The sequence below is a fragment of the Streptomyces sp. NPDC046261 genome (assembly GCF_040646235.1).
In the GTDB taxonomy this organism is placed as follows: Bacteria; Actinomycetota; Actinomycetes; order Streptomycetales; family Streptomycetaceae; genus Streptomyces.
The window spans coordinates 282,704-297,754 of sequence record NZ_JBEYZU010000004.1 but is presented as its reverse complement, the minus strand read 5'-3'; the positions used below and the strand labels follow the sequence as shown (position 1 = coordinate 297,754).

Genomic DNA, 15,051 nt, shown 5'->3' with positions numbered 1-15,051 from the left:
TCAGTGCAGGGGAGTGATCCTGGTGCCGTCGGCGAGCCGGGCGGTCAGCCTGGCCTGGGCGCCCTGCCTCGCGGGGACGGCCAGGAGCGGGCCGAGGGCGCTGCCGCTCACCCCGCCGCTCGCGGCGATCGCGGTGACGTCGCCGCCGCCCGCGGCGAGGGCGTACCAATTGCCCTTGGCCGACTTCCACAGGGCCCCTGCCAGCACATGCGGCTCGCGGGCCCCGCAGGCGGGGGAGTCCTCGGCACGGGCGACGACCGTGCCCGGCGCCCCCTCGCGGGTGCCGGGGGCCTGGAACTGGGCCAGCACCCGGCTGCCCGCGCCCCGCCAGGTCTCCGCGCGGGTGCACAGCCACTCCGCGCTCCCGGCCGCCCCGGGCAGCGTCTGCGTGGCGAACTGCCAGGAGTTCACCGACCGCACGCCCTGGCCCCGGACGGAGGCGAGGTGGCAGGCGGTGTGCGCCCAGGCGGCGCGCTCCTTGGCGGTGCTCACGTCGTGCGCGGCGCCGGGGGCGCCGGCGGTCAGCCGGACGGGGAGCAGTTCGCCGAGGTCGGTGATCAGATGGTCGCCGAGCTGCAGGGCGGTCCAGCCCTGGCAGTCCCGGGTGGCGCCGGGGCTGGGCACGGCGTCGGTCAGACCGTCGGGGCCGCGGCGCAGCGGCCGGGCGGGGGCGGTGGGCCGGAGCAGATCGCGCACGGCGGTGCTGTCCACCCACGGGGCCGTCAGATAGCGGACGTTGCCGTCGGTGCGGCTGACGACCAGGGCCGCCGCGGTGCCCATGTCCGCCGCGTCCGTCCGCGCGAAGTCCAGTGCGGCGGAGCGGGTGTCGCCGCTCCTGGCCTCCGCGTAGCGCACCACGCGCAGGCCGTCGTGGAGCAGCACGACCACGGCCGAGTCGACCTCGCCCGCGTACAGCAGCTGAGGGGGACCGGCCGCCGGTCCGGCGGCGGTGCCGGGCGTCGCCGTGACCTGCACCGTGTTCCCCGGGCGGGCCCAGACGGCCAGCGCCCGGCGCAGCAGCTCCCGGTCGCCGGCGCGGTTGCCGCGCGCGGGCCAGGCGGCGAAGCCGGGACGGTCGGCGCGCTTCCAGGCGGTGTCCGAGGCCGTCGTCAGCCGCGCGGGATCCAGGGCCTGTTGGGCCGAGACGTTCCGCGCGTAGGGCGGGGCGGCGGCGCCGTCGGGGCCCCAGCCCTCGCCGGGCAGCCCCAGCAGTGTGCCGCAGACGACGGCCGCGGCGGCCGCCGCCAGGGCCGCGCGGGTGTGCTGGCGGCGCCGCATCAGATCGGTGGGCCTGGCCTGGAGCGAGCACGGGTCGAACTCCACCGACTCCAGCAGCGGGCGGTCCCTGCTGCCGGCCGGGACGCGCACCCGGTCCGCCTCCGCCAGCGCCGCGTCCGGGGCGTCGGCCCCGGCGGCGGTCAGCAGCCGCCGTACGTCGTGGTCGCCGGCCAGCTCGAGCTCGCGCAGCACATACGCCGCCCTGCCGGGGCCGGAGAGCGCGGCGAGGGCCTGGTCCAGCGCGAGCTCGTCGGCGCCGCCCGAGCGCGGGAACAGGCGCAGCCCCCACACCTGCGGCAGCAGCGGCGGCAACTGGCCCGGGCGTGGCAGCTGCCACCGCCCGCGCGGCCGGCCGGCGCGCAGCGCGGCCTGCAGCACCCGCTGCCGTACATAGGCGTACCCCGGGTCGTCCGGGCAGCCCCCGGTCCCGCGGGGCGAGGGTACGGCCGGCCCGGCGCCGGCCCGGTTGCGCGGCAGCGCCCGCTGGACGAGGGCGTGCGCGGTCAGCACGCGGCGGTTGCGGCCCAGCGACGGCGGCAGGACGAGGTACCCGAGCCGGACCAGGCGCGGGTAGTGCTCTATGAGTGCGGCCTCGGCCTGCTCGACGTCGACGGGGGCCGGGGCGAAGGGCCGGGGGGCCGTAGCTTGCTGCTCCACATCCGTAGAACGAGTGAATGATCCGATGGTCACTTCACCCGTGTGGGGGCGCGGTCGCGGCCCGGTGGCGGCGGCCCTGACGGGTCAGGCGATGCAGCGGGCGCGAATGCGGTCGACGGCCTCGTCGGGGATGCCGAGCCCGTCGCGCACGTACGTCTCGACGTCGCCGTACGCCCGGCGCATCTCCTCCAGCGCCGCCGCGAGGTAGGCGGGCCGCACGCCCAGGATGGCGCCGGCGATCTCCGGGTCGCCGCCGGCGGCCGTGAAACGGTCGGTCATCGGGGCGAAGGCCGCGCGGACCGCCGGGACGACGTCGAGGTACTCGCGCTCGACGGTCGCCTCGTCCGCGCCGAGCAGCAGCAGGATCACGGTGGCCGCCCAGCCGGTGCGGTCCTTGCCGGCCGTGCAGTGGAAGAGCAGCGGACCGCAGTCCGGCTCGGCGAGCGTGGCCAGCAGCAGGTGGTAGGCCCGGCAGGCGGTCTCGGAGGTGACGAACGACCGGTAGGTGTCGCACATCAGCTTCTCCGCCTTGCCGCCGCCCAGGTGTTCCTCGGCGGCGGCCGGGTTGCCCAGGATCGTCTCCAGCCGGGCCGGGGCCTCGTCCTCCGGGGAGTCGCCGCGCTCGGAGATCATGCCGGCCATGACGTCCGCGACGATCAGCCGGGCGCCGTCGGGGAGCCGGCCGGGGCGCTCGCGGCGCTCGCGCGCCGTGCGCAGGTCGACCACCGTGTGGATGCCGAGGGCGGCGACGGAGGGATCGGCCCGCAGGTCCAGCCGGTCCAGCTGGCCCGAGCGCAGCAGCAGACCGGGACGGACGGCGGAGTTGCCGACGAGCGCGATGCCGCCGAGGTCGCGGAAATTGGTGATCGTCGAGGCATCGAACTGCTGCGGCATGGGCCGGTCTCCCTAGGTGCCTGTGCTGTTTTTCGCATTTCTGCTCTTTTATTGTGAAGAACCGTAGCCCAGTCCGCGACGCCGCCCCGTGGCCAGGGCCGGCCCCAGCCCCATGCCCAGGACCAGCGCCAGCAGATGCCCCGCGTCCGTGAAGCTCGCGCGGCCGCGTCCGCGCACGTAGGGGCGGGCGCCGAGGGCCAGCAGCGCGGCGCAGATCCCGGTCCGCACCGGCCCGCGGGGCAGCGCCGCGGCGAGCGCGCCGGCCATCGCGTTGAAGCCGTAGCTGGCACCCACATCGATCGCCGAGCGGGTGCGCGCGTCCGTGCGCAGGGCGCGCAGGCCCCCGTACACCAGGAGCGACGCGCCCACGTGCCCGAACGCGAAGGCGCCCGCCGCCCACCACGCCCCGTACGCGTACTCCGTATAGCCCAGCACCGCCAGGAGCAGCAGCGCGTACGGCAGCTCCAGCGGCGCCTCGACCACCAGCGCGCTGCTGACGAGGGTGTCCCAGCGGCCCGCCCGCAGGTTGTCGACATTGGTGGAGCAACGGCGCAGCAGGCGCTCGCGCATCGCCGGCGTGAGGAGGTGCTGCGCGGCGTACGCGCCGAGCTGCACGCCCCCGACGTAGACGGGGGCGAGGCGGGGCAGACGGTCAACTACGGAGGTCATCCGGCCATGATCGGTCGTGCTCCACCCCGCGCGCCACTCTCATCCCCGGTCCAGGTAGGCCAGCACGGCCAGGACCCGCCGGTTGTCGTCCTCGGACGGCGGCAGGGCGAGCTTGCCGAAGATATTGGACGTGTGCTTGGCCACCGCCCGCTCGGTGACCTGGAGTTGGGCCGCGATCGCCGCGTTGGAGCGGCCCTGCGCCATGAGCTCCATCACCTCCAGCTCGCGCGGCGTCAGCCTGGCCATCGGCCGGTCCTGCGACCGCCGGCTCAGCAGCTGGGAGATGACCTGCGGGTCCATCGCCGTGCCACCGGCGGCGACCCTGCGCACGGCGTCGACGAACTGGTCGGCGTCGAAGACCCGGTCCTTGAGCAGATAGCCGACCCCGCCGCTGCCGTCCGCGAGCAACTCGCGCGCGTACAGCTGCTCCACGTGCTGCGAGAGCACCAGCACCGGCAGCCCCGGGGTCGCCCGGCGGGCGGCCAGCGCGCACTGCAGGCCCTCGTCGGTGAAGGACGGCGGCAGGCGCACGTCCACGACCGCCACGTCGGGCCGCAGCTCGGCGAGCGCCCGGCTGAGCTCCGGGCCGCTCTCGACCGCCGCCGCGATCTCGAAGTCGTACGCCTCCAGCAGCCGGACCAGCCCGTCCCGCAGCAGGAACAGGTCTTCGGCGAGGACTACGCGCACGGACCCTCCGCCAGCGTGAAGTCCTCGTAGTGGAAGCCCGGGGCGACCACGCACGTGACCAACGTCGGCTCGTCGCCCGCCGGTTCGGCGCACTGCCAGAGACCGCCGGGCACCAGCAGCTGAGGCCGCTGCCCCTGCTCGACGCCCGGCCCCAGGACGGCCTCGGTGGCGCCCGCCTCGTCGGGGGCCGCCCCGCCGCCGCCCAGCCGCATCCGCAGCGGGCCGCCCCGGTGCCACAGCCACAGCTCGTCGGAGCGGACCTTGTGCCAGCGGGAGACCTCGCCGGGGTGCAGCAGGAAGTAGATGCCGGTCGCGTACGCGCGCGGGCCGCCGTACCCCTCGGGCACGGCGGTGCCGGACGTCTGCCAGGTCTCGCGGAACCAGCCGCCCTCGACGTGGGGTTGCAGGCCGAGGAGCGTGACGAGCTCGGAGGTGTCGGTCATGACCCTAGCCTCTCACCCGCCCCCTCGCGGGACCGCCTCACGGGGTGAGCGCGCAGGGGATCTCCATGGTGACCATGGTCGGGCCCCCGGGCGGGCTGCTGACGGCCAGGACGCCGTCGAAGGGCGCCAGCCGGCGCTCCACCCCGAGCAGCCCCGTGCCGGCGGCCGGATCGGCGCCGCCACGGCCGTTGTCCGTGACGGCCACCCGCAGCGTGCCCTGGGCGTGGTGGACGTCCAGCCAGACCCGGTCGGCACCGGAGTGCTTGGCCGCGTTGGTGAGCACCTCGCTGATGGCGAAGTACGCGGCCGACTCGACCGGTTCGGTGGCCCGGCCCGCCAGCTCGACGTCCGCCTCGACGGCCAGCGGCATCCGCAGCGCGAGGGCGCGCACGGCGTCGCCGAGCCCCCGCTCGGCCAGCACCGGCGGATGGATGCCGCGCACGAGGTCGCGGAGCTCGGTGAGGGCCTCGGCGGAATCCGCCCGGGCCGCGGCCAGCAGCTTCTTGGCCTGGGCGGGGTCCTTCTCGATCAGCGCCTCGATGGTGCCCAGGCTCATGCCCATGGCCACCAGCCGGGCCTGCGCCCCGTCGTGCAGGTCCCGCTCGATGCGGCGCAGCTCGGCGGCCGAGCTGTCCACGGCCTCGTGGCGGGTCTCGGTCAGACGGTCGACGCGCAGGGCCAGTTCGCGCTCCCGGGTGGGCCGCAGCAGCGGCTTGGCCAGCAGGAAGTAGCCCCGCAGGAGCATCCGGTTCACCAGCAGGCCGAGCACGCCGTAGCCGATGCCGGTGGCGGCCGCGAGGTTGGCGGTGAACTGGTCGGAGACGGGGACGAACGTGAACCACCAGGTGCCGTCGGCCCGCACGATCGGCTTCCAGACGCCGAGGGCCACCACCGGCCCCCAGATCGCGTACAGGAGCAGGCAGGCGGGCAGGATGGCGAGGATCGTGCCCGCGGTCATGTTCACGAGCAGCCACTGCAGGTCGCGCCAGGTCGCCTTGTCCTTGAGGAGGGTCACGCACCGCTCCACCTGACCGACGACGCCGGAGCGCGGGGCGGGCAGCGGCTGGTACGGCGCGGGGATGCGCACGCCGGCCCACTCGTGGGCCAGGCCGCGGTGCTGGTTGGCGTAGGCCCGTACGGCGCCCAGGACGAGGGGGGTGGTGAACAGGCCGATGCCCAGCGTGACGAAGGCGATCGACACCACGCTGAGGGTGAAGAGCAGCACCGACATCACCAGGCCGTAGAGCGTGAGCCACAGCCCTCTCACACCGGCCAGCAGGGCATCGCGGATCTTCATCGGGCCTCTCCCGCGTCAATTCGGTTCAGGGGCCACGGACGCGGTCCCCGCACCAGTCTGCGGGTTCGGTCAAGATCGGTCACTGGGCTTGGCCAGAGGGCCGTGGTGTACCTGGCACCACCCTCTGACCAGGCGATTTCAGAAACCGGCCGGGGGAGCGTACTTATAGCCGACCCGGCGGACGGTGACGATCGACGAGCGGTGTTCGGCGCCCATCTTCCGGCGCAGCCGGGCGACGTGGACGTCGACGGTCCGGCCGTCGCCCACGTGTCCGTAGCCCCACACCGTGGTCACCAGCTGATCGCGGGTGTGCACCCGGTGCGGGTGGGCGACGAGGTGGGCCAGCAGCTCGAACTCGAGGTAGGTCAGATCCAGCGGCCGGCCCGCGACCCATGCCGTCCGCTGCTCGGCGTCGATGCGCACCAGGGCGTCGCCCTCGGTCGCGGGGAGGGCGGCGTCGGGCGCGGGCTGCCGCTCGGCCGGTACGAGGACCAGGTAGCCGATCATCGGGGGCTGGCCGGGCAGTGTGGGCAGGGTGTGCTGCGGGGCGGGCATCCAGGTGGCGCCGGGGTGCAGCAGATCGGCGACCGGGGGCACCTCGTCCGGGGCCACGGCCCGCAGCCGGTGCCGGTGGGCGGCATGGCCCGCGGGGGCGGCGAGGCCGGCGGCGGACGACGAGGGCAGAGTGCGGAGGTTCGACATGGAGCTCAGCTCTTTCGCGCGGTACGTCGAGAGGACGTGCAGGCGCGGGCCGCTTTGCCGGAACCGGTGCCGGCGGCTGACTTCGACGTGGGTGTCAGCGGAAGGAGAGGGCCTGCGCGAAGGACGCGCGACAACACACTCGGTCGAAGTCGTGGTGCTGCCGGGAAGGCCAGAAGGGCTCGAGGTCGCTGCGACCCGTCGCGGTGTTCTGGTAGCTGGCCATGCCCCCTATTGAAGCATGGCCGGCGACGCCGCAGCAGACCCTCTGAGCAGTAAATACCGAACCTTGGCCGAAAGATCAGCCCGTCCCGGCGATCAGCGGGTAGTGATCGGAGAGGTTGGTGTACGTGTACTCCTTGCCCCAGCTGGAGACCGTCCACGGCGCGGACCGCTCCGCGACGACGGTGTTCCGCCAGCCCGCCGGCCGGGCGTGGCCGTTGCGGTGGAGGACGTAGTCGAGGTCCTCGCGGGCGTCGGTGGGGTAGCGGTAGGCCGCGATCGAGTTCTCCTTCGTGTCGAAGGAGTACGGGTGCCCGGCGCGGGTGTCCGCCGGGGCGAGGTCGCCGTCGGCCAGCATGGACCGGTACTCGGCGCTGCGGGAGTCCACGTTCAGATCACCGGCGATCATGACCTGTTCGTTCGCCGGGATGTTCTTCGCGTCGAGGAACGCGTCGATCTGCTTGAGCTGCTGGGAACGGTCCGCCGCGGCCTCGCCCGCCTTGCAGCCGCTGTCCGTCGACTGCAGATGCGTCCCCACGACGTGCACCTTCGCGCCGCCCACGTTCAGGACGACGTAGGCGAAGCCCTTGTTGGACCACCAGTCGGAGCCGCACGCGTCGTTGAAGACAACCTGTTCCTTGCGCACGACCGGCCACTTGCTGAGGACCGTCACGCCGCCGTCCTCCGGCGTGGTGGAGGAGTAGGCGCCGCCGGTGGCGTCCCAGCCGTCCTTGCCCCGCCCGACGACCGGCGTCTGGTACGGGTACCGGCCCGCGGCGGCGGCCTTGAGCGTGTCCGAGGACGCGTTGTCGAACGCCTCCTGGAGGACCACGACGTCCTGGCCCTGGAAGAAGTCGGCGGCCGCTATCGCCTTGGCCCGGTGTTCCTGGCCCCAGTTGGGGTAGAGCCGGCTGCTCATGAGAAACGCGTTGTAGCTGAGGACCTTCACCTGCGGTGTCGCGGCGGTGGGGGCGGTGGGAGCGGCCACCGCGGACTGCGGTACGGCCACGACGAGGGCCGTGGCGGCGGCAGCGGCCGTGGTGGCGGCGGCGATCAGGCGGGCGGAACCGGCGTTCTTCGTGAACGGCACTGTGTCTCCCTTGATGGGTGAGAACCCTGTGCGGGCTGGTGCGGAAGGAACCCCGCACATCACATCAGTTGCCGTTACCGCCGGATGGCCGTTCGATGATCTTCGGAAAGCCTGAGTCGTAACGTGTCGTAACGTTCTGCGGCAGCCCGGCGCCGAGCCGGGCCGCGCACGGGACCGCTCAGCGGCCGGGGCCCCCGTTGTGACCGCTCGACGGCGGCAGGTACGAGCGCGTCGGGCCGCCGAACAGCGCCGTGGCCGTCTCCAGCGGGGTGGGCGGAGCGGCGGGAGCGGGCTCCTGGACGGTCTGGCACGTGAAGCCGAGCCGCGTCAGCGCCCGGGTGACCTCGTCGGCGGTGAAGTCGCGGCGGTCCTGCCGGGTGATCACTTCCCCCACCTGCTTGACGGGGTAGGTGTGGCGGCCGATGGTCACGGACGCCCCGGTGACGGGCTCGGGCTTGACGCCCTTCATCGACTGCTCCACCTCGCTCTTGACCAGGTCGAAGGGGAAACGGGCGATTACACAGCGCATGGTGCCTCCGCGGGTGGTGAGGGGAGCGATGAAAGAGAAAGAGGCTGGGGCCCGCACCCCAAGGTGCGGGCCCCAGCCACGTGATATCGCGTCGGCGATCAGGCGGGAACGATGTTCTCCGCCTGCGGGCCCTTCTGGCCCTGCGTGACGTCGAAGTTCACCTTCTGGCCCTCCTGGAGCTCACGGAAGCCCTGGGTGGCGATGTTCGAGTAGTGGGCGAAGACGTCGGCGCCGCCGCCGTCCTGCTCGATGAAGCCGAAGCCCTTTTCCGCGTTGAACCACTTCACGGTGCCAGTAGCCATATCAAAATCTCCTTCGGGGCAGTTCCGGGAAACCGCACTGTGCGGGCTCCCTGTGTCGCCGCGATGATTGCCCCGTCCGGAAATGAACACCAGAAATACAAAAATGCACCCACCGGCGTGGAATGCCGGTCAGCGCACTTGAAGTCTTTGGGAACCACAACTGCAACTGAAATCGACAGTAGCACGGAGCGGGCCGCCGGGCACGGCGAGTTTCCTCACGTCACCCGTTGGGGGATAAATCCTCCCGGCGCCGTTCGGTTGAATTCTGTTGTTGCGGCAATAGATATTCGCCGGCGTCCGGGACAGCACCCCGCCATCTCCGCCCTCAGGAGCCGCCCCCGGCCTCCGGCCGCCCGGCCGACCGGCGCAGCTCCTCGTTGAGCCGCAGGGCCTCCTCGAGCTGGTCCTCGAGGATCACGATGCGGCAGGCGGCGTCGATGGGAGTGCCCTGGTCCACCAGCTCGCGGGCCCGCGCGGCGATCCGCAGCTGATACCGGGAGTACCGCCGGTGCCCCCCGTCGGACCGCAGCGGCTCGATGAGCCGCGCCTCACCCAGGGCACGCAGAAAGGCGGGCGTCGCGCCGATCATCTCGGCGGCCCGTCCCATGGTGTAAGCGGGGTAGTCGTCGTCATCGAACCGATCGGTGACGCTCGGCTTCGCTTCTCGGGGCACATGCACCTCTTCTGGGCGCCTCAAGGGAACCCGGTGTGCCGCCGCGCGGTGCGGGGCGGTCGTTTTCGTCATGGCATGACGGCTTCCTTGAGCAGGCGGAAATTCTAGTCCGGCTGACAAGGAATGTCTACGGTGGCGAAAGGAGGTATTTCACGGGCCGGGGAAAAAATGCCGGACGATTCGCCGCCGACCGTGCGACGACCCCCGCCGCCGCCCGAGGGGCGGTGACGGGCTCACAGCCAGCCGCTGCGCCGCTTGGGGCTGAACGAGTCAGGGAGGGCCGCCACCCCGAACGTGGGGTGACGGCCCTCCCTGTCGTCATCGAACCATGCGGTTTAGACGACGCGAGGTGGACGGTGCGCGTGATTGAGGTCCGCATCCGAGGCGTCCGCGAGACCGCGGTGGAACAGGCAGTCGCCACCCTGGACACGCTGGCCCAGGATGCTGAACTATCCCTACACTGCCGGGACGCCACGCTCGTGGAGCGTGCCCACCGGCCGCAGATCGAGTGGCACCTGCGGGGCAGGCGCGGGTCAGTGGGCCGACGGCTCCGCCATGCGCTCCACCTGGCCGTACGGACTGGCGAGCACAATCCGCACGCGGGCACCGTCCGGCTGGTCCGCGTCCCAGCCCGGCTCGACGAGCCCCGGGCGCGCCGTCTGGCGCGCACCCGGCGTGCCGCCCGGACCGCGCTGTCGGATCACCCGCTGGTACTGCGGAGGCTGGATCCGGACATCCACGAGGTCGGCAGGCCCTCGGTGTCCCGGGGCTGGCACGCCTTGGCTTTCCTGACCCTCGTCGTCACCGCGACGGCAATCTGCCTGCTCGGCGCCGGGCTCTGGCCCGTGATCGGCCTTGACAACCCACGAGTCGGCGGTCCGCTCGTGGTCCTGGTCGGGGGCTACCTGCTGGGCGGAACACATCTCGCTGTGCGGCGCACCCCCACGCACCGCGCGCTGCCGTGGCTCGTCCCACTGGCGGTACCCCTTGCAGTTCCCCTCGTGCCCTGGCTCGGGGCGCTCGTCCAGCGGGCGTATCTGTCGCCGTTCGGGGTTCGGCCCACGCCGGGGAAGGACGGCTTGGGTGACGTCCACGCGGGGCTCTGGGTGCTGTGCGTGTTCGTCGCGGCCGCGCTGCTACCGGTAGCGTTCCTGGGATGGATGCGGTTCCTCGCGCCTTCCCTGCGCGTCCGAGGGCCGTGGCTGTCCTGGGCGCCTGCAGTGACCCTGGGCATAGGCATGGGTATGGCGTTTAGCCTGCTCATCCTCCACACCGCAGCACGCAATGGTGCGGAGAACCGCGCGCTCGCCGTGGCCGGCCGAGATATACCGGAGTACTTCGGCGTCAGCGCTGAGTATGCGTGCGTGGAGCCGACCTCGCCCGAAACGCCGTACTACGGGGCCCCGCCTCCCCGCAATCATCCAGTGGTGATCTTCGGGCAGTCCGGTGACCGGGTCGAGCTCTGGGATCCTGCGGTCCGACGGAAGACGAGCATCCGCCTGGAGGACGCCCGCATCAGGTTCGTCTCCCATATCGACTCACCTTGCAAAGTCGCCCGGTAGTGCGCTCAGGGGGCTCTTGATCGCCAATGCCAGGCTGGAACCCAGATGACCTCTCGTTCCCAAACGCTAACTCAAGCGACATGATGGACAGTCGTGGATGAGTTAGTGATTGCTCTGGTGGCAGCAGTGTTCGGACTGGCGGGCACCGTGCTGGGGGCAGTTGTCGCGGCACGAGCGGCGAAGGCCGGAGCCGACAAGAACGCCGAGACCGTTCGACGGCAGGTAGAGGACCAAGCAGGCGCCGAGCATGCTCACTGGCTGAGGCAACAGCGCCTCAACGCCTACGAGGGGTTTCTCGAAGCATGGGATGAGTGTCTTCGTCTCACGCGGGCTTCGGCTGATCTCCAGGATGACGGTCAGTCCAATGCGGGTCCACTGAGGGAAGCGGCGGGGCGAATGGCAGAGCGTGCAAGGCGCATCGCGCTGCTGGGGCCTCCTGCGGTGACTCAGGCGGCTGAGGATCTGGCCGAGACGATGCAGGAGGATGTAGATGCCACCGCCAACTTCGTCCGGGCGGCGGAGGCTGGGGTGTCGGTCCTGAACGAACGCCCTGCCAATGCCGAAGCTGTGCACGCCGCCACAGAAGACTTTGTGCAACGCGCCGGGCAATTGCATGAACTCCTGGCGGGTGCGCATGAACGCGGTGAGACCGTTGATGGCCACCCGCTCTTGGCTGAGTACCTGGAGAGCGCCGGCCGATACCAGGCGGCTTCACGAGAGACCCTCGGGGACCTTCAGGCGGAGGTCGATCAGTTGTCCGCTCTCGTGGACCAAGCCTCAGCGGTGGTTGACCTACTGCGACACAACCAAGAAGCCCGTGAAGTCAGCCGCGAGCAGTTCACAGCCGAGGTGCGCAAGGCCCTGGGAACCTCACCCTTGTCTGAAATGTAGGGAGGAAAGCCATCAGGCGGTACATGGTGCCGGACTGCTTCGGCTTGACCGGGGCGCTGATCATCTCCTTGCAACGCTGGCAAGAACTGGGCGCGCGTCAGGCGCCGACCAGATCCAGCCGCTGTTCCCAATCCGCCGGTCGCAAGAACATGCCCTCTGCCACACTCCACAGCTGACGTACTAAGCACTGAACCGGGGGGTATCGGCGGCAATGGCAAAGATGAGAAAGGGTTACTACCGGGCGGCGCACTACGTGAGGCCGACTAGGGTATCCAGCCGGGCCAAGAAGCCGGCGCTCTGGGTGATCGTGGTCGGTGCGGTCTTGCTGATCGCTGCTTGGAACACCCTCTTCGGCAATGACGACGACAAGGCGACCCCTGGACCGCAACGGACGGCCCCGTCAGCCACGCAATCCCCGTCCCGCTAGCTGTCGGACAACGCGCCTCCAGGAGGACGAGGCGCGGGTGCTGTGGCTCCGGCCTCGTTCCTCCTCACACTCAGACTCTTCGGCGGCATGGGGACCGGACCGAAGCCGTTCCCAGCACAGGTGCCAGTCGTTTAGCTGCGTGTCCGGCACCCCGCAGGCGGCCAGGTAGACGCTGGTCGTCCTCCACTTCCGGGGTAGATCCTTGCGGTTGAGGAGGTTGCTGATCGTTCCGGTGGAGATCTGCCCGCCGGAACGATGGCTGATGGCCGCGTGGGTGAGGGCACTGACGATGCGAACCTGCGCCAATGCGTTAAAGAACCCTTCGATGGTGCGGATGGCTGCAGGGTCTGGCCATGTGCGGAGTTCAGCTTGGCCTACGCCGGGGCTGGTAGACACTGGGGTCCGACTGAAAGCGGGGTTCCAGCCGAGTGCGAGTTGGCCGTTGCTGTTGCGCTCTCGTCCTTGGGGGACGGGGCGGCCCTTCGAGGCGAGTGACTTCCTCAGGTGTCGGAAGATGCTGTCCAGGTCCAGCTGCTCGGGACCTCCCGCGATACCCGTGGTGAGGATGGCGAGCAGTTCGCCGGTGAACGCTGTGTGGGGTTCCCCGGGTGGGGCGAGTGCCTGGCGGTTCTCCGAGGCTGCGGCGAGCAGGTATGTTCCTTCAACATCGGCTTGGGCAGCCAGCTCCGAGGGCCCCATCATTCCCAAGGCAATCCCGCCGTAGCAGCAGTCGAGTATGAGCACGGTCCGCTCCGCCCTCCCCTCCAGCAGCGCGCCTCGAAGCCAGCTGTACGGAATTCCCGTTTCCACCCGTTGCTGTTTGGATTGAGGCAGCCCCAGATAGAGCTCGCCCTCTGGGGAGACCAGCCCATGCCCCGCGTAGTACACGAGCAACGTGTCCCTGGCCGTGGCGCTGGCATCGCGAAGGGTGTCCAGTGCAGCTACCGCGCTGGTCGGGTTGGAGAGGACGATGCAGTCGTCCTGGCCGAGATTCCATGACGTGGGCCCGGAGAGCACCTCTGCTAAGGAGCTCAGGTTCTTGGAGACGGCGGGAAGATCTTCAAGGAAGTCGTACGTGCTCGTTCCGATCAACAGGGCCTTCGTAGCGCCGGGGTCCGGGAGCACGCTCAACTCGCCGAGCTCCTCTGGTTGCCTCCCCGGCCCTCTTGGAGTATTTGGATGATCCGTTCGATTTGCTCGTCGCTGCAGTCAGTCAAGGAGTCGACGAGATCGTCGTGCCGGACCGTGATTCGCGAGGCTCGCGGGCGTGTCTGCTTCCAAGCGGCAAGCGCCAGCGTGAAGTTCGCAGCGTTCCAACCGTTCTCTGTGACCAACTGCAGAACGTCGGCGACTGCTCCCATCTCGCCCTCGCGCGGTGGCTGCTCGCGCATTTCCAGAGTGGCGGTACGCCGGATGTCAGGGTCCCGGCGAAGCCAGGTGAGCAGAGAACGGAGCTCGTCCTCCGCTGGCTCGACACGAACCTCAACGCGCATGTGATCCCCCTGTTGTCGCACTCCGGGCCTTGGCGGTCTCAACCATGGTGGGGTACGGCCGGACGCGCAGGGGCGCCTTCGCTTAACCTCCCTACGGAGAACCGGGACGAGGCGCAGAAGAGCCTATGCTGCGGCTCGATATCGTCGGCCGATTGCCTTGCGGGCCTTCTCGACGGCTCCCCCCACTCGATGGGCGTAACGACGCAGGGTGAAGGCAGGATCCTCGTGACCGAGGAGGTCGGCGAGGGTGTAGACGTCGACACCTTCGTTGATCGCCTCGGAAGCGAAGAGGTGCCGCAGAGAGTGCATCATCTTGTCGCGGCACTCTTCCCACTTGCGGCCCTTGCCAACGGGCTTGTCATTGTGGGCCTTTATCGCACCGATCGCCTCCAGCGCATCCTTCCAGAGGTAGTTGAAGTAGTTCTTGTTCAGCGGCTTGCGCTCCCGAGTGGTGAACACCAGGCGCACGGTGACCGGCTCACCGTCCTTGGTCATCCACGGCAGGGTGACCTCGACCGGCGGGTTCTTGCGCATGTGCTCGGCGAGCCGCACGGCCAACTCGTCGCCGACCGGCACGAAGCGGTCCTTGGGGTCATGCTCCGTACCACCCTTCGGCGGGGCGAAGACGAGCGTGCCGCGGTCGTGGGTGATCTGGCGGCGTATGTGAACGACTTTGTCCTTCTGTAGCCAGTTGACGTCCTCGGGGCTGAACCCGAAGATCTCGCCCTGTCGCATGCCGAGCCCTCGGCCGCAGTCGACGGTGGCCTGGTAGCGGTCGGGTAGGTGCTCGCGCACGGCGTCCGTCTGTTCCCAGGACAGCGGCACGTCCTTCGCCGCCTTCTTCGACCGCCTCGGCTTGACGCGCTTCACCGACCCTGTCTCGCAAGGGTTCTTGGCGATCAGGTCGTCGTCCACGGCCATGGCCAGTATCGACGACAGGTGCGTGAAGATCAGCCCGACGGTCGTCTCGTCCAGCACCTGCAGTCGGCGTTTGATCCAGGTCTGCACGGTGGACGACTTGATCTGGCGCAGTTTGAGTGAGCCCAGCGGCCCGATGATGTGGTGGCGGACACGGGACTCGTACTGGGCATAGGTCCGGGGATTGTCGAACGTCTGGTTCTCCAGCGCCGAACGCGGCCAGTAGCACATTCAAGATCAGTGCTAGGACCGTTAGCGCAGCCACCGTAGAGAAGATCAGCTTGAAGCGGGGCGTCAGGTCGGACTTCTCCTCGGTCACG

Annotated in this window: 16 protein-coding genes; 2 read left to right on the top strand and 14 right to left on the bottom strand. The window is 70.4% G+C overall.

Features of this window, described 5'->3' with window-relative positions:
* From ABZ956_RS10730 to ABZ956_RS10680, 11 genes are all read right to left on the bottom strand, one after another.
* On the bottom strand, positions 1 to 1,935 hold the full coding sequence (locus ABZ956_RS10730) for a hypothetical protein (RefSeq protein ID WP_361890102.1): 1,935 nt from the start codon (positions 1,933 to 1,935) through the stop codon (positions 1 to 3).
* A gap of 84 nt (positions 1,936 to 2,019) precedes the next feature.
* Positions 2,020 to 2,829 carry a tyrosine-protein phosphatase gene (locus tag ABZ956_RS10725; RefSeq protein WP_361890099.1) on the bottom strand — a complete coding sequence of 270 codons (810 nt, stop codon included), beginning with the start codon at positions 2,827 to 2,829 and terminating at the stop codon, positions 2,020 to 2,022.
* A gap of 48 nt (positions 2,830 to 2,877) precedes the next feature.
* Positions 2,878 to 3,498: a rhomboid-like protein gene (locus tag ABZ956_RS10720; RefSeq protein ID WP_361890096.1), complete on the bottom strand. Its 621-nt coding sequence runs from the start codon at positions 3,496 to 3,498 to the stop codon at positions 2,878 to 2,880.
* A gap of 39 nt (positions 3,499 to 3,537) precedes the next feature.
* Positions 3,538 to 4,185: a response regulator transcription factor gene (locus ABZ956_RS10715; protein ID WP_361890094.1), complete on the bottom strand. Its 648-nt coding sequence runs from the start codon at positions 4,183 to 4,185 to the stop codon at positions 3,538 to 3,540.
* The gene (locus ABZ956_RS10710; protein WP_361890092.1) at positions 4,176 to 4,628 is read right to left on the bottom strand and encodes a cupin domain-containing protein; all 453 of its coding nucleotides are present in this window, start codon (positions 4,626 to 4,628) and stop codon (positions 4,176 to 4,178) included. The genes ABZ956_RS10715 and ABZ956_RS10710 overlap by 10 nt, the downstream gene beginning before the upstream one ends.
* A 37-nt stretch (positions 4,629 to 4,665) precedes the next feature.
* A complete protein-coding gene (locus tag ABZ956_RS10705) occupies positions 4,666 to 5,925 on the bottom strand; it encodes a sensor domain-containing protein (protein ID WP_361890089.1) in 1,260 nt (419 codons plus the stop codon).
* 138 nt (positions 5,926 to 6,063) lie between these two features.
* Positions 6,064 to 6,627, bottom strand: a complete 564-nt coding sequence (locus ABZ956_RS10700; protein ID WP_361890087.1) for a winged helix-turn-helix domain-containing protein — start codon at positions 6,625 to 6,627, stop codon at positions 6,064 to 6,066.
* A 298-nt stretch (positions 6,628 to 6,925) separates the two neighbouring features.
* Positions 6,926 to 7,936 carry a sphingomyelin phosphodiesterase gene (gene sph, locus ABZ956_RS10695; protein ID WP_361890084.1) on the bottom strand — a complete coding sequence of 337 codons (1,011 nt, stop codon included), beginning with the start codon at positions 7,934 to 7,936 and terminating at the stop codon, positions 6,926 to 6,928.
* Positions 7,937 to 8,114: 178 nt separating this feature from the next.
* On the bottom strand, positions 8,115 to 8,465 hold the full coding sequence (locus ABZ956_RS10690; RefSeq protein ID WP_361890081.1) for an SCO5918 family protein: 351 nt from the start codon (positions 8,463 to 8,465) through the stop codon (positions 8,115 to 8,117).
* 98 nt (positions 8,466 to 8,563) lie between these two features.
* On the bottom strand, positions 8,564 to 8,767 hold the full coding sequence (locus ABZ956_RS10685) for a cold-shock protein (protein WP_046930152.1): 204 nt from the start codon (positions 8,765 to 8,767) through the stop codon (positions 8,564 to 8,566).
* 325 nt (positions 8,768 to 9,092) lie between these two features.
* Positions 9,093 to 9,374 carry a MerR family transcriptional regulator gene (locus ABZ956_RS10680; protein ID WP_361890502.1) on the bottom strand — a complete coding sequence of 94 codons (282 nt, stop codon included), beginning with the start codon at positions 9,372 to 9,374 and terminating at the stop codon, positions 9,093 to 9,095.
* Between the two features lie 428 nt (positions 9,375 to 9,802).
* Between ABZ956_RS10680 and ABZ956_RS10675 the strand changes: the two genes are divergently transcribed.
* Together ABZ956_RS10675 and ABZ956_RS10670 are read left to right on the top strand one after the other, a co-directional pair.
* Positions 9,803 to 11,002 (top strand): hypothetical protein, encoded by a 1,200-nt coding sequence (locus ABZ956_RS10675; RefSeq protein WP_361890078.1) that lies wholly within the window; start codon positions 9,803 to 9,805, stop codon positions 11,000 to 11,002.
* Between the two features lie 93 nt (positions 11,003 to 11,095).
* The gene (locus ABZ956_RS10670) at positions 11,096 to 11,893 is read left to right on the top strand and encodes a hypothetical protein (RefSeq protein WP_361890076.1); all 798 of its coding nucleotides are present in this window, start codon (positions 11,096 to 11,098) and stop codon (positions 11,891 to 11,893) included.
* A gap of 400 nt (positions 11,894 to 12,293) precedes the next feature.
* Here ABZ956_RS10670 and ABZ956_RS10665 read toward each other — a convergent pair whose 3' ends face one another.
* From ABZ956_RS10665 to ABZ956_RS10655, 3 genes are all read right to left on the bottom strand, one after another.
* Positions 12,294 to 13,445, bottom strand: coding sequence for a caspase family protein (locus tag ABZ956_RS10665; protein WP_361890499.1), 1,152 nt, complete (start codon positions 13,443 to 13,445; stop codon positions 12,294 to 12,296).
* 2 nt (positions 13,446 to 13,447) lie between these two features.
* On the bottom strand, positions 13,448 to 13,813 hold the full coding sequence (locus ABZ956_RS10660) for a hypothetical protein (protein WP_361890073.1): 366 nt from the start codon (positions 13,811 to 13,813) through the stop codon (positions 13,448 to 13,450).
* 123 nt (positions 13,814 to 13,936) lie between these two features.
* Positions 13,937 to 14,962: a tyrosine-type recombinase/integrase gene (locus ABZ956_RS10655; protein ID WP_361890070.1), complete on the bottom strand. Its 1,026-nt coding sequence runs from the start codon at positions 14,960 to 14,962 to the stop codon at positions 13,937 to 13,939.
* Positions 14,963 to 15,051: the final 89 nt, after the last annotated feature.